This is a genomic window from Duganella sp. Dugasp56 (genome assembly GCF_047304105.1).
Classification (GTDB): Bacteria; Pseudomonadota; Gammaproteobacteria; order Burkholderiales; family Burkholderiaceae_D; genus Rugamonas; species Rugamonas hordei.
Window position 1 is genome coordinate 128,122 of sequence record NZ_JBGLYQ010000004.1, and the last position, 14,120, is coordinate 142,241.

At 65.1% G+C, this 14,120-nt stretch carries 11 protein-coding genes and 1 pseudogene; 9 read left to right on the plus strand and 3 right to left on the minus strand.

The window, feature by feature from the left end; translation table 11 throughout:
* Positions 1 to 2 precede the first annotated feature (2 nt).
* Both ACCD07_RS03740 and ACCD07_RS03745 read left to right on the plus strand, forming a co-directional pair.
* On the plus strand, positions 3 to 1,088 hold the full coding sequence (locus tag ACCD07_RS03740; protein WP_353397980.1) for an ABC transporter ATP-binding protein: 1,086 nt from the start codon (positions 3 to 5) through the stop codon (positions 1,086 to 1,088).
* A 157-nt stretch (positions 1,089 to 1,245) separates the two neighbouring features.
* Positions 1,246 to 3,645 (plus strand): TonB-dependent receptor, encoded by a 2,400-nt coding sequence (locus tag ACCD07_RS03745; RefSeq protein WP_413446549.1) that lies wholly within the window; start codon positions 1,246 to 1,248, stop codon positions 3,643 to 3,645.
* Between the two features lie 101 nt (positions 3,646 to 3,746).
* On the opposite strand, the gene ACCD07_RS03750 is transcribed toward ACCD07_RS03745, so the two are convergent.
* The gene (locus ACCD07_RS03750; protein ID WP_176650385.1) at positions 3,747 to 4,751 is read right to left on the minus strand and encodes a LacI family DNA-binding transcriptional regulator; all 1,005 of its coding nucleotides are present in this window, start codon (positions 4,749 to 4,751) and stop codon (positions 3,747 to 3,749) included.
* A 148-nt stretch (positions 4,752 to 4,899) separates the two neighbouring features.
* Between ACCD07_RS03750 and rimO the strand changes: the two genes are divergently transcribed.
* The 5 genes and pseudogenes from rimO (at position 4,900) to ACCD07_RS03775 (ending at position 11,274) form a co-directional block, all read left to right on the plus strand.
* Positions 4,900 to 6,291: a 30S ribosomal protein S12 methylthiotransferase RimO gene (gene rimO / locus ACCD07_RS03755; RefSeq protein WP_176650386.1), complete on the plus strand. Its 1,392-nt coding sequence runs from the start codon at positions 4,900 to 4,902 to the stop codon at positions 6,289 to 6,291.
* A 62-nt stretch (positions 6,292 to 6,353) separates the two neighbouring features.
* On the plus strand, positions 6,354 to 7,523 hold the full coding sequence (locus ACCD07_RS03760; protein WP_413446550.1) for a cystathionine beta-lyase: 1,170 nt from the start codon (positions 6,354 to 6,356) through the stop codon (positions 7,521 to 7,523).
* Complete coding sequence (hisC, locus tag ACCD07_RS03765) at positions 7,520 to 8,578, plus strand: histidinol-phosphate transaminase (RefSeq protein ID WP_413446551.1); 1,059 nt, start codon at positions 7,520 to 7,522, stop codon at positions 8,576 to 8,578. The genes ACCD07_RS03760 and hisC overlap by 4 nt, the downstream gene beginning before the upstream one ends.
* Positions 8,579 to 8,623: 45 nt before the next feature.
* Positions 8,624 to 9,856: pseudogene (locus ACCD07_RS03770) on the plus strand (putative DNA modification/repair radical SAM protein).
* The gene (locus tag ACCD07_RS03775) at positions 9,853 to 11,274 is read left to right on the plus strand and encodes a UdgX family uracil-DNA binding protein (protein ID WP_413446552.1); all 1,422 of its coding nucleotides are present in this window, start codon (positions 9,853 to 9,855) and stop codon (positions 11,272 to 11,274) included. Before ACCD07_RS03770 ends, ACCD07_RS03775 begins: the two are co-directional and overlap by 4 nt.
* Positions 11,275 to 11,279: 5 nt before the next feature.
* Here ACCD07_RS03775 and ACCD07_RS03780 read toward each other — a convergent pair whose 3' ends face one another.
* Positions 11,280 to 11,642 carry a DUF4870 family protein gene (locus ACCD07_RS03780; protein ID WP_176650389.1) on the minus strand — a complete coding sequence of 121 codons (363 nt, stop codon included), beginning with the start codon at positions 11,640 to 11,642 and terminating at the stop codon, positions 11,280 to 11,282.
* 49 nt (positions 11,643 to 11,691) lie between these two features.
* Positions 11,692 to 12,588, minus strand: a complete 897-nt coding sequence (locus ACCD07_RS03785; protein WP_413446553.1) for an alpha/beta hydrolase family protein — start codon at positions 12,586 to 12,588, stop codon at positions 11,692 to 11,694.
* 70 nt (positions 12,589 to 12,658) lie between these two features.
* On the opposite strand from ACCD07_RS03785, the gene ACCD07_RS03790 reads away from it, so the two are divergent.
* The gene (locus ACCD07_RS03790) at positions 12,659 to 13,135 is read left to right on the plus strand and encodes a low molecular weight protein-tyrosine-phosphatase (RefSeq protein ID WP_413446554.1); all 477 of its coding nucleotides are present in this window, start codon (positions 12,659 to 12,661) and stop codon (positions 13,133 to 13,135) included.
* 1 nt (position 13,136) lies between these two features.
* Entirely contained in the window at positions 13,137 to 14,060 is a 924-nt protein-coding gene (locus ACCD07_RS03795; RefSeq protein ID WP_413446555.1) for a LysR family transcriptional regulator, read from the plus strand.
* Positions 14,061 to 14,120 lie beyond the last annotated feature (60 nt).

A 14,120-nucleotide genomic window follows, 5' to 3' on the forward strand; every position in this document is an offset into this window, starting at 1 on the left:
CCATGTCTAACGTAGCTATTCGTAATCTGCAGATCCAGTTGGGCGGCAACAAGGTCATCGAGTCCCTGAACCTTGACGTGAAGGCAGGAGAGTTCGTGGTGTTGCTGGGGCCATCGGGCTGCGGCAAGTCCACGCTGCTGCATTCCATCGCTGGCCTGATCGACACCACCTCCGGCCAGATCGAAATCGGCGGCAAGGACATGACCTGGGCCGATCCGAAGGACCGCGGCATCGCGCTGGTGTTCCAGTCGTACGCGCTGTACCCGACCATGAACGTGGAAGCGAATATGTCCTTCGGCCTGCGCATCAACGGCACGCCGAAAGCGGAGATCGCGCGCCGCGTCTCGCGCGCTTCCGACATGCTGCAACTTGGCCCGCTGTTGAAGCGCAAGCCGGCCAACCTGTCCGGTGGTCAGCGCCAGCGCGTGGCGATCGGCCGCGCCATTGTGCGCGAGGCGGACGTGATGCTGTTCGACGAACCGCTGTCCAACCTCGACGCCAAGCTGCGCACCGAACTGCGGCGCGAGTTGAAGCAGCTGCACAAGCAGCTCGGCGCGACCATGATCTACGTGACCCACGACCAGGTCGAGGCGATGACGCTGGCGCAGCGCATGGCCGTGATGAAGGGCGGGGTGGTGCAGCAGTTCGACACGCCGGCCAATATCTACAACGAACCGGCCAACCTGTTCGTCGCCACCTTTCTCGGTTCGCCGGGCATGAACCTGTTCAAGGGCTGGCTGGAGCAGAAGGATGGCCGCACCATGTTCAGCAACGAGCACATGGCCGTCGACGTGACGGACTACCCGTTCAAGCAGCAGCCGTCCGGCAGGCACGAATGCGTGCTGGGCGTGCGGCCCGAGGACATCGACGTCGGCAATTGCGACGGCGTCGACAGCGTGTTGTGCGCATCGGTCTCGCTGGTCGAGGCGATGGGCGCGCATCGCGTGTTGTGGCTGGACTTCCACGGTACCCAGGTCGCTGGCATCGTGCAGGACCAGCAGACTATCGAAACCGAGAAGGACATCAGCTTCTCGGTGCGCACCAAACGTATCTCCCTGTTTGACGGGGCCAGCGAACAGCGGCTCTGATTCATAGCTAGCAGTGCTGTAAAAACCGGGCGCCGCCGCATGGCTGCCCGTTGGATCAGTGCATCCTGCGGTGGAACCGGTTCCACTTGTGTATAGCAAGCCACTCAGAGCGGGCATGCACGCCAACTTGAACGATGGACGAAGCGAGGACAGACAAATGAAGAAAACGATTTTAGCCCTGAGCATTGCGCAAATTGCGCTGACCGCCGGTGCGGCATACGCGCAGCAGGCAGCAGGCGGCGACGTGGAAAAGATCATCGTCACGGCCACCCGCCGCGACACGCTGGTGCAGGACACGCCGCTGGCGATCACCGCCTACACGCAGGACACGCTGGCCAACAACCAGGTCAAGGATCTGGCGACGATGACCGCCATGGTGCCCAGCCTGGTGGTGGAACCGCACAGCGACTCGGGCGGCGTGCACGTCTACATGCGCGGCGTAGGCTCGGCCAATCACACGGAGCTGGGCGATCCGGCGGTGGCGTTCTACGTCGACGGCATCTATGTGCCGCGTCCGCAGGGCGCGACGGCGCTGATGTATGACCTGAACCACGTCGAAGTCGCGCGCGGTCCGCAGGGCACGCTGAACGGCCGCAACTCCACCGCCGGCGCGGTCAACCTGGTGTCCGGCGCGCCGAGCACCGCCAAGACCTTCGGTTCGGCCAGCGTCACGCTGGGCGACTACCATCACATCCAGACGCAGGCGATGATGAACATCCCGCTGAGCGACGACATCGCGCTGCGCATCGCCGCCATCAAGGACCAGCACGACGGCTACGTCGACTTCCGCAAGGGCTCGAACGTGCAGCCGGGGACGAAGAAGTACGGCGCAGGCGACCAGCAGGGCGCGCGCGCCTCGCTGCTGTGGAAGTTCACGCCCGACCTGAAGGCCACTTTCATCGCCGACTACTACAGCGACACCGGCGCCGGCAACATCTACCTGGCCGCTGAGCCGAAGCCGGGCCAGGACCTGCGCTCGGCGCTGATCGACACGCCGGGTACGCTGGACCAGTCCATCATCACCGCCAAGACCAAGGTGCAATGGCGTCCGGTGGAAGGCATCGAGACCCAGTACCTGGCCGCGTGGAGCCGCTTGAAGCGCACCAACGGCAGCGATGCGGACGCCGGTTTCTACCCTGGTTTCAAGGCCGAGAACCGCACCGAATGGAGCCAGTTCGACAGCGTCTCCAACGAACTGCAGGTGCGCTCGGATACCGAAGCGCCGCTGCAATGGGTGGGCGGCCTGTTCTTCTTCCGCGAGAAGAACAAGATCCGCTTCGACATCGACCGCAGCCAGATCTCGCAGGCCATGCTGGACCAGGATATCGCCAACGGCAGCGTGATCTTCGTGCAGCCGACCGTCGGCCAATATGCATCGGCGATGTCCTTCATCCAGGGCGACCGCGAGCTGCACTCGAAAGCCGTGTTCGCGCAGGCCAGCTATGACATCGATCCGCTGTGGAAGGTCACCGGCGGCGCGCGCTACACCAAGGACCACAAGTTCGACGTCGGCGGCCAGAACTGGGCCTGCCCGAACTGGCCGGACAACGCGCCGCGCGGCACCGTCACGCTGACGCCCAACCAGATCGCGCAACTGGTCACGCCGGGCGTGGGCACCATCAACACCCACAACATCGGCCCCGGCGGCGTGGTGAACCAGCAGACCTGCGGCAATACGTACGGCGACAACACGGCAGACCTGCAATACGGCCAGTCGACGTGGCTGGGCCGCGTGGAATACAAGCCGGCCAAGGACATCCTGACCTTCGCCTCGGTGACCACCGGATTCCACTCGCCGGCCATCGGCGACGGCGGCGCGACCACCAAGCCGGAGCGCCTGACCAGCTATGAAGTGGGCTTCAAGTCGGACCTGCTCAACCGCCAGCTGTCGCTGAACCTGGACGCGTTCTGGATGAAGTACAAGGACAAGCTGGAATCGCAAGTGGTGAACAACACGCTGCAGAACTTCAACGCGGCCGGCGCCTCGGTGAAGGGAGTCGAGGCCGAGTGGATCTATCGTCCGACCAGCATCGACCGCTTCAGCGGCAACGCCACCTGGCTGAAGGCGCGGTATGACGACTTCCTGTCCTGCGACGTCGATGCGGCGCGCGCAAACAACCAGTCCTGCGGCACCACCGCGCCCGCAGTCAATGTCGGCGGCGCCGTGTTGAAGCACGCGCCGACCTTCGCCGCCACGCTGATGTACGAGCATGACTTCGACACCGGCAAGGGCCGCATCACGCCGCGCGCCTCGGCGCACTACGAGTCGGAATCGTTCGTCGGTTCGGGCGCGTTCAACACCGACGTGCCGGGCCATCCGGGCGTCAAGCAGCAGAAGGCCTACACCACGCTGGACCTGAGCGTGCGCTACGAGCCGCTGAACAAGGCCTACACGGCGGAACTGTTCGTCAACAACGCGACCGACAAGGCGGTGAAGTACGACGCGATCGAGGTCTGCACCCAGGTCGGCGCGCCATGCCAGCCGACGCAGCAGATCTGGGCCGCGTACTACAACAACCCGCGCACCTTCGGCGGACGGGTGTCGATGAAGTTCTGATAGAACCAGGGAGTAAGTGGTCTTTGGGCCGGCAGCGATGCCGGCCCTTTTTTAATCCGTAGTCCGAATGTCAGACCTGACCCCGGACTACGGATTACGGGTTATCGGCGGGCGACCGAGCCGCGCTTGCTCACCGTGACGGGGAAGTCGCGGGCGATTTCGTGCTGGGTGCCGTAGCACAGGTTGAGCAGCCAGCGCACGGCGTTCTGCGTCAGCTGCTGCATCGGGATATGCACCGACGTCAGCCCCGGCGACGAGAACTCGGCCGAGTAGTCGTCGTCATAGCCGACGATGGAGACGTCGTTTGGCACGCTGATGCCGGCGCGGTGGAAGCAGGACAGGGCGCCGACCGCCATCTCGTCGTTCGCGCAAAACAGGCCGGTGAACCTGCGGCCTTCGGTGATCAACTGCTGCGTGGCGCCGAAGCCGCCTTCGCGCGAGAAGTCCGAGGCGATCAGCGGCACGCTGTCGCGGGCGATGCCGTTGCGCGCCAGCTCGTCGAAAAAACCGTCCAGCCGCTGCTTGTTGTCCGACGTGCCGGACGGGCCGGAGATCACCGCCAGCTCGCGGTGGCCCGCTTCCAGCAAGGTTTGCGCCGCCAGTTCGCCGCCGTGGTAGTGGTCGGGACAGAACGACGCTTCCGGCAGCTCCGGGCTGCGGCGGTTGAGGAAGGCCATCTTCGGATGCATCTTCTGCAGCGAGATCAGGTCCTCGTCGTATAGATCGTGGCCCAGAACGACGATGCCGTCGCAATCGCGGCCGATCAGGAACTTGACCGCCTCGATGGCCTCGTCGCGCGGCGTGCCGTCGCCGCAGCCGGTGGCCACGACCACGTGCCGGCGCATGGCGCGCAACTCGATGTCGGTCTGCTTGAGGATGGTGCCGTAGTAGGCGCCGAAGAACGAGGGCGCAAAAATCCCGATCATCCCCAGCGACTGCGCGGACAGCGAGCGGCCGATGGAGGAGGGACGGAAGTTGAGCTGTTCTATCGCCGCCTGGACTTTTTTCATCGACTCGGGGGATACCGGACCGGCGCCGGAAATGGCGCGCGATGCTGTCGACATGCCTACACCGGCGAGCACTGCGACGTCTTTCAGCGTTGCCACAAACTCTCCTGAATTGAATGATGCGGCCTCTCGAGGCGGGCCGCCGGGTCAAACGCTATCCTATCATGATCTCCCTATGGCCAATGGGGTATAATGCTCGATTGCCCGCAATTTTCATGGCGCATTTAGCAACCTAAAGCAACCTATCATGCAATCGCAACCACTCACTCGTCTCCCCAAGCCAGCCGCCGGTGCGCCAGCACCCAAAGTGGGCTTCGTCTCGCTCGGCTGCCCCAAAGCGCTGGTCGACTCCGAACAGATCCTGACCCAGCTGCGCGCTGAAGGTTACGAGACCGCCAAGTCCTACGACGGCGCCGACCTGGTCATCGTCAACACCTGCGGCTTCATCGACGCCGCCGTGCAGGAATCGCTGGACGCCATCGGCGAAGCGCTGGCCGAAAACGGCCGGGTGATCGTCACCGGCTGCCTGGGCGCGAAAAAAGACGCCGCCGGCGACGACATCATCATGAAGGTGCACCCGAAGGTGCTGGCCGTGACCGGCCCGCACGCGCTGGCCGAGGTGATGGACTCGGTCCACCTGCACCTGCCGAAACCGCACGAGCCTTTCCTCGACCTGATACCGGCGCAGGGCGTCAAGCTCACGCCCAAGCACTATGCCTACCTGAAGATCTCCGAAGGCTGCAACCACCGCTGCTCGTTCTGCATCATCCCGTCGATGCGCGGCGACCTGGTCTCGCGCCCGATCGCGGACCTGATGCTGGAAGCGGAAAACCTGTTCAAGTCCGGCGTCAAGGAACTGCTGGTGATCTCGCAGGACACCTCGGCCTACGGCGTCGACGTCAAGTTCCGCACCGGTTTCTGGAACGGCCGTCCGATCAAGACCCACATGACGCAACTGATGGAAGCGCTGGGCGAGCTGGCCAAGTCCTACGGCGCCTGGGTGCGCATGCACTACGTGTATCCATACCCGCACGTCGACCAGGTCATTCCGATGATGGGCGAGCACATCCTGCCTTACCTGGACATCCCGATGCAGCACGCGCATCCCGATGTGCTGAAGCGCATGAAGCGTCCCGCCAGCGGCGAGAAAAACCTGGACCGCATCCTGGCCTGGCGCGCCATGAATCCGGACCTGACCATCCGTTCGACCTTCATTGCCGGCTTCCCGGGCGAGACCGAGGCCGAATTCGAATACCTGCTGGACTTCCTGAAGGAAGCGCAGATCGACCGCCTGGGCTGCTTCGCCTATTCGCCGGTCGAAGGCGCCACCGCCAACGAGCTGGCCAATCCGGTGCCGGAAGAAGTGCGCGAAGAGCGTCGCGGCCGCGTGATGCTGCTGCAGGAAGAGATCTCCAAGGCCCGCCTGAAAGCCAAGGTCGGCAAGACCGTGCGCGTGCTGATCGATGAAGTCAACCGCAGCGGCGGCGTAGGCCGCTCCAGCGCCGACGCGCCGGAAATCGACGGCGTGGTGTATGTCAAGCCGCCTTACGAGCCGCACAAGAAGCTGGCGGTCGGCCAGTTCGTCGACGTGAAAATCACCACGTCCGACGCCCACGACCTGTGGGGCGAGGCGCTGTAGGGCGATGCACTGTAAAATGAAGGCGGACGGCATGTCCGCCTTTTTTTTCGCCTGAAATTACCATGACCATCAAAAAATCCCCGCAGACCGGACTCGTTCACACCGACTACCAGGCGCCGGAAGGCTTTGCCGCGTTTCCCAGCGCGATCCACCACGCCTCGACGGTGCTGTTCAAGAACGTCGCCGCCATGCGCTCGGGCGACTGGAAAGAGAAAAACGCCTATACCTACGGCCTGCACGGCACGCCGACCACCTTCACGCTGGAAGCGCGCCTGGCAGAGATCGAGGACGGCAAATACTGCCTGCTGGCGCCGAGCGGCCTGGCCGCCATCGCGATGATCGATTTCGCGATGCTGAAAACCGGGGACGACGTGCTGCTGCCCGATAACGTCTACAACCCCAACCGCGAGCTGGGCCGCTGGTTGACGGCCGACTACGGCATCACCGCGCGCTACTACGATCCGCTGATCGGCGAGGGCATCGCCGCGCTGATCCAGCCGAACACCAAACTGATCTGGACCGAGGCGCCCGGTTCGGTGTCGATGGAAGTGCCGGACCTGCCGGCCATCTGCAAGGCGGCGCACGAGCGCGGCGTGGTCGTCGCGCTGGACAATACCTGGTCGGCCGGCCTGGCGCTGCGCGGCTTCGACCTTGGCGTCGACATCATCATGCAGGCGCTGACCAAGTACCAGTCCGGCGGCTCGGATGTGCTGATGGGCGCCGTCATCACGCGCGACCAGGCGCTGCACGACCGCATCAGCCTGTCGCATATGCGCCTCGGCATGGGCGTGGGCGCGGACGATGCCTATCTCGTCTCGCGCGGCCTGCCGACGATGCGCATGCGCTTCGACGCGCACGACGCGGCGGCGCGCAAGCTGGCGGCGTGGCTGCAGGCGCGGCCGGAAATCACCAAGGTGCTGCACCCAGCCTTCACTGATTGTCCCGGCCACGAAATCTGGAAGCGCGACTTCAGCGGCGCCGGCGGCCTGTTCTCCGTGCTGTTCGACGAACGCTTCGCCGAGGCGCAGACCGACCGCTTTGTCGACTCGCTCAAGTTCTTCAAGATCGGCTACAGCTGGGGCGGCGCCAACAGCCTGGTCATGCCTTACCGTATTCAGAACATGCGCAAGGACTGGCCGGATAAGGGTGTCCTGGTGCGCTTCAACGTCGGCCTGGAAGACGTCAACGACCTGATCGCCGACATCGAGCGCGCGCTGGGAGAAATGCAATGAGCCGCTTCTGGAGCAACGTCGTCCACGGCCTGACGCCGTACACGCCGGGCGAGCAGGTGCAGATGCCCGGCCTGGTCAAGCTGAACACCAACGAGAACCCGTACGGCCCGTCGCCCAAGGCCATCGCCGCGATGCAGGCCGCCGTCGGCGACCAGCTGCGCAAGTATTCGGATCCCGGCAACGCGGCGGTCAAGGATGCCGTCGCCCGCCGCTTCGGGCTGGCGAGCGGGCAGGTCTTCGTCGGCAACAGCTCGGACGAAGTGCTGGCGCACACCTTCCACGCGCTGCTCAAGCACGAGTTGCCGCTGCTTTGCCCGGACATCAGCTACAGTTTTTATCCGACCTACTGCAGCCTGTATGGCATCGATGCGGTGCAGGTGCCGCTGAACGAACGCTTCGAGATCGACGTGGCGGACTACCAGCAGCCGGGCGGCGCCATCATCATCGCCAACCCCAACGCGCCGACCGGCATCGCGCTGCCGCTGGAGCGGATCGAGGCGCTGCTGGCCGCGCATCCGGACCAGGTGGTGGTGGTCGACGAGGCGTATGTGGATTTCGGCGCGCAAAGCGCGATCGCGCTGCTCGGCCGTTACGACAATCTGCTGGTGATCCAGACGCTGTCCAAATCGCGTTCGCTGGCCGGCCTGCGGGTCGGCTTCGCCGTCGGCCATCCTGACCTGATCGCCGGCCTGGAGCGCGTGAAGAACAGCTTCAATTGCTATCCGCTGGGGCAGGTCGCGCAAGCCGGCGCGGTGGCCGCGCTGGACGACGTGGCCCACATGGAGCAGACCTCGCAAGCGATCATCGCCACGCGCGCATGGCTGACGGCGCAGATGCAGGTGCTGGGCTTCGAAGTGCTGCCGTCGCACGCCAACTTCATCTTCGCCCGCCACCCGCGGCACGACGGTGCCCAGCTGGCGGCAAGCCTGCGCGAGCGGGCCATCCTGGTGCGGCACTTCAAGCAGGCGCGCATCGATCAGTTCCTGCGCATCTCCATCGGCACCGACGAGGAGTGCGCGAAACTGGTCGATGCACTGAAAGCGGTACTTCCTTAAATCGTTCTGATATACTGTATATAAGCACAGTATATCGGGGCGATGATGGAATTGACGGACAAGCTGGAAATTCTCGCCGATGCGGCAAAGTACGACGCCTCGTGCGCCAGCAGCGCGGCGCCGAAGCGCAACTCCATCGGCAAGGATGGCTTCGGCGCCACCACCGGCATGGGTATCTGCCACAGCTACACGCCGGACGGGCGCTGCGTCTCGCTGCTGAAGGTCCTGCTGACCAATTACTGCCTGTACGATTGCCAGTACTGCGTCAACCGCCGCACGTCCAACGTGCCGCGCGCGCGTTTCACGGTCGCGGAGGTGGTCAAGCTGACCACCGATTTCTATCTCCGCAATTACATCGACGGGCTGTTCCTCAGTTCCGGCATCATCCGCTCGGCCGACTACACGATGGAGCAGCTGGTGCAGGTGGCGCGCGAGTTGCGCGAGGTGCACCAGTTCCGCGGCTATATCCATCTGAAGACGATACCGGACGCCGATCCGGCGCTGATCGCCGCCGCCGGCCGCTATGCCGACCGCCTCAGCGTGAACATCGAGCTGCCGACGCAGGACAGCGTGCAGAGGCTGGCGCCGGAAAAAAGCGTCCACACCATCAAGCTGGCGATGGGTTCGATCCGCCGCAAGCTGGACGAAAAGGCGGAGGAGCCGAAGTCGCCGCGCTTCGCGCCGGCCGGACAAAGCACGCAGATGATCGTCGGCGCCGACGCCAGCGACGACCAGCAGATCCTGTCGACCGCCGAAACGCTGTACGGCAGCTACAAGCTCAAACGCGTGTACTACTCGGCGTTCAGCCCGATTCCGCAAAGCCCGAAGAGCGTGCCGCTGGCGCCGCCGCCGATGCTGCGCGAGCACCGGCTGTACCAGGCCGACTTCCTGCTGCGCAGCTACGGCTTCCAGGCCAATGAGTTGCTGCCGGCCAGCGGCGGCAACCTGGCGCTGGATATCGACCCCAAGCTGGCTTAGGCGCTGGCGCATCGCGAGCATTTTCCGCTGGACCTGAACTGCGCCGAGCCGCACATGATCGCGCGCGTGCCCGGCATCGGCTTGCGCAACGCGCAGCGCATCGTCGACCTGCGCCGGCTGCGGAAGGTGCGCTATGCCGATCTGTCGCGGCTGCGTTGCAGCATGAAGAAGATCTCGCCGTTCATCATCACGGCCGACTATTTTCCGGCCCGCGACGCCAGCCCGTCCGAACATCTGCGGCGCGCCATGGCCGACACGCCGCAGCAGATGAACCTGTGGCCGGAGCTGCAGGCGGCATGATGCGCATGGTCGTGCAGTCCTTCGACGAGTGGCGGGCGGCGGTTCGGGAACTAATTGCGCGCCGTGTCGCGCCTGAATCCGTAGAATGGACGTCCGGGCTTGGCGGCGGCGATTTATTCTCGTCCGCTGCCGACGACCTGCCCGCCGCGCCGTCAACGGCGACGTCGACGTCGCTGCGCGTGTCGCGTGAGCTGATGGACTTGCTGGACAGCGCAGCCTGTTTCAGCGCGTGCGACCGCTGGGTCTTTCTCTACAAGGTGGTCTGGCGCTGGCAGTTGGGCGAGCATGACGTCATCTCGCCGGCAGATCCGGACGGCGCCCGTTTGCACGCCATGGTCAAGGCTGTTCACCGCGAGGAGCATGATATGCACGCCTATGTCCGTTTTCGCGAACGCTCCGAGGCTGACGGCGCGCCGCGCTTTGTGGCGTGGTTCGAGCCGACGCATGAAGTGTTGCCGCAGGTGGCAGGTCATTTCGCGCGCCGCATGGGCGGCATCACCTGGATGATCGCCACGCCGTCGGCAACGATGATGTGGGACGGAGCCAACCTGCACGCCGGCCCGGCTGTGATGCGCGGCCCGGCGGACATCGACGATGCCGGCGAATCGATGTGGCTGACCTACTACCGCAGCATCTTCAATCCGGCGCGGCTGAATGCGGACCTGCTGCGCAGCCATATCCCGTCGCGCTTCTGGAAGAACTTGCCGGAAGGCGCCATCGTGCCGCAGATGATCAGCGCCGCCGCCAACGGCGAGCGCCGCACCGGCCAGACCGAAACGGTAGGGCGCCGTGCCGGCGCCACCACGATACCGATCAGCGCCGAACGCGCCCAGCCGCAGCGCGAGCGTCCCAGTTCGCTGGACCAGTGCCGCCGCTGCGACCTGTGGCAGAACGCCACGCAGGCCGTGCCCGGCGTCGGGCCGAAAAAGGCGCGCGTCATGCTGGTGGGCGAACAGCCGGGCGACCAGGAAGATCTGCAGGGCCTGCCGTTTGTCGGACCCGCCGGCGCGCTGCTGGACAAGGCGATGGACGAAGCGGGCCTGGACCGCGGCAGCATCTACCTGACCAACGCCGTCAAGCATTTCAAGTGGGAGCTGCGCGGTAAGCGGCGCCTGCACAAGACGCCGGCGCAAAAGGAAATCAGCGCCTGCCATCTGTGGCTGGAAGAGGAGCTGGAGCGCGTAAGGCCTGAGGTGATCGTCGCGCTGGGCGGCACCGCGCTGAAGTCGGTGCTGCAAGACGGCAGCGCGACGATGAAGTCCGTGATGGACGCGCCGTTCCAGCACGAAGGGCGCTGGGTGATCGCGGTCTACCATCCATCCTACGTCCTGCGCGCGCCGGACGAGGCCAGCCGCCGGCAGGCCTACGAGGTGATCGTGGACGGCCTGCGGCAGGCGCTGCGCCTGCTGAAGGACTAGGGGGGCTAGACGGCGGCGGCCTCGTTGCGGTTCAGCCGAACGATGCCGCTGATCAGGCGGTAGGCCTTCCACAGCCAGGCGCCTACCCACACCACCCAAGCCAGCGGAATGCCGATGATAGTCACGAACAGCGCCGCGCCGACCACGATCCACACGACGTACCACCAGAAGGAGCGGATCATCCAGGTGTGGTGGCTGTGGACGAAAGTGCCCTCGGTGCCCGGCCGCTGCACGTAGTTGAGCACCAGCGGAATGAAGGAAAACGCACCCAGCGAAAACACGAAGCTCACCGCGTGGATGACGTACAGCCACCACGCGGTGCTTTTTGCCGACTCGAGGCGGCCATCCAATACCAGTTCTTGGGACATGGTGATTCCTTTTTTTAAAAGCTATAACTTAGTATAACGACAAGCAGGGCTAAACGGCGCACAGTGTCCGCGTCAGGAAAGCGGTGATGTCGGCGAACAGTTCGGGCTGGATCGCCTCGCGGTCGAAGCCGGGCAGGTCCTGCGAAGGCTGGAAGTTCGGCCGTGTCATCTCGGGCGGGAACTTGCTCATGAAGGCGAAATGGTTGGCGCCGGGGATATCCTTGTGCTCCACCAGCGACGGGTCCGGGACGCCGTCAATGACCCTGTATGCGTGCTCGAGCGGCGTGAGTTTGTCCTGTTCCCCAGTGCGGATCAGGATGGGAACCCGCACCTCGGTGAACGACGCGGCCACGTACCAGGGCGTCGCGGGGTTGAGCAGCACCAGTGCGCGCACCCGGCTGTCCGCGCGGACGTTGACGGGACTGGGCGGCGCGCCCTTGCTTTCGTGCGGGCCGGTCCAGGGCTGAGCACCGGCAACGGCCAGCGCGGTGTAGGCGCCGATGGAATGGCCGATCACCGCCACGCGTGCGTCGGCGATATGCGCGCCGAGCACGGCGTCACCCAGCGCAGCATCGATGCTCAGCGAGATATGGCGCGGCCGGTTTTCCAGGTTGGCGGAGGTGCCGGCCAGCGTATTGTCCAGCCGCGTATTGCCGGTATGGGCCGGCAGCGCGACCACGTAGCCTGCCTGCACAAGGTGCTTGGCCATCTGACGGTACGCCCACGGCGTGCCCGAATTGCCGTGCGAGATAACGACCAGCGGCCAGCTCCCCGCAGCCGGCGGCGCGTCCTTCGCCACCTCCAATGGGTACGGGCCGAAGTGCTCCTCGCTCTCCGTGCCGATGGCTGGATACAGCAGGGCCAGGGGAATCACGGCGCCCTGGACAGCGTCGTCGACGCTGAGCAGGCGGCAGCCGCAGGACAGGTTTGTGTCAGTGTTGGTCATTTTTCAATTATAGCAATGTGCTTCCATCTGGCGTACAGTAGCTGCTTCTCCAGATTGACAGAGTGTTTTCATGGGCAAGCCAATTTCGGTTCTCTTCGTATGCATGGGGAACATCTGCCGTTCGCCGACGGCGGAAGGCGTGTTTCGCCACCGGGTAGAGGCGGCCGGCCTGGCCGGGCACTTCGTCATCGATTCGGCCGGTACGCACGGCTATCACGTGGGCGAGCCGCCGGACACGCGTTCGATGGAGTTCGCAGCCAAACGCGGCTACGACTTGTCGGCGCAGCGCTCGCGCAAGGTGGCCGCCAGCGACTTCGAGCAATTCGACCATGTGCTGGCGATGGACCACGACAATCTGCGCCTGCTGGAGGCGGCCTGTCCGCCGCAGCATCGCCACAAGCTCGGCCTGTTCATGGCGCATGCCAGCCGCAGCGGATCCGACGTGGTGCCCGATCCGTACTACGGCGGCGGCAAGGGCTTCGACCTGGTGCTCGACTATATCGAGGACGCTTCCGACGGCCTGATCTCCGCGCTGAAGGCGAAATAAGGTGGCGCTGAATAACCTGCTGCGGCGCCTGGACCTGACGACCCTGCAGCTGTTCCTGGCCATCCACGAGGAAGGCACGCTGACCAAGGCCGCCGAGCGCGAGGCCATCGCCGTATCGGCCGCCAGCAAACGCCTGCTGGAGCTGGAGCAGGCCATCGGCGTGGCGCTGTTCGTGCGCAAGGCGCGCGGCATGGACCTGACGCCGGCCGGCGAGACGCTGCTGACCCACGCGCGCCGCATGCTGCTCAGCGTCGAGAAGATCGGCCTGGAACTGGCCGAGCATGCGCAGGGCGTGCGCGGCTACGTGCGCATGGTGGCCAACCTGTCGGCCATCGTCGAGTTCCTGCCCGAGGATCTGCGCGGCTTCCTGCAACAGCACGAGCAGGTCAAGCTCGACCTGGAAGAGCGTCCCAGCGGCAGCGTGGTCAAGGGCGTGGAGGACAGCTGGGCCGATATCGGCATCTGTTCCGGCGACGTCGACACGCGCGACCTGCACACGGAGCTGTACCGCCGCGACCAACTGGTGCTGGTGGCGCGCGGCGATCATCCGCTGGCCGCGCGCGCCAGCGTCGCGTTCGAGGAGTCGCTGGACTACGACCATGTCGGCCTGCATACCGACAGTTCCATCAATGCCCGCAGCCACCTGGCCTCGCGCGCGGCGGGCAAGCTGCTGAAGGTGCGCATCCACGTGCCGGGCTTCGATGCCGTCTGCCGCATGGCCCAGGTGGGCATGGGCGTCGGCCTGATCCCGCGCGACGTGTTCAACGCCATCGGCCGTCCGCTGGGGCTGGCCGCCGTGGCGCTGGACGACGAATGGGCCGAGCGCGAACTGAGGATCGTGGTGCGCGATCCGGCCGGGCTGTCACCGGCAACGCAGGCGCTGTTCCAGCATTTGCGCAGCGCCGAGGCGCGCGCCGCCGCGTAACGCCGAGCGTTCGCGTTTCGCGAACGCTGCTTGCGGATTTGCGGTTGGACGCCGGCGCCG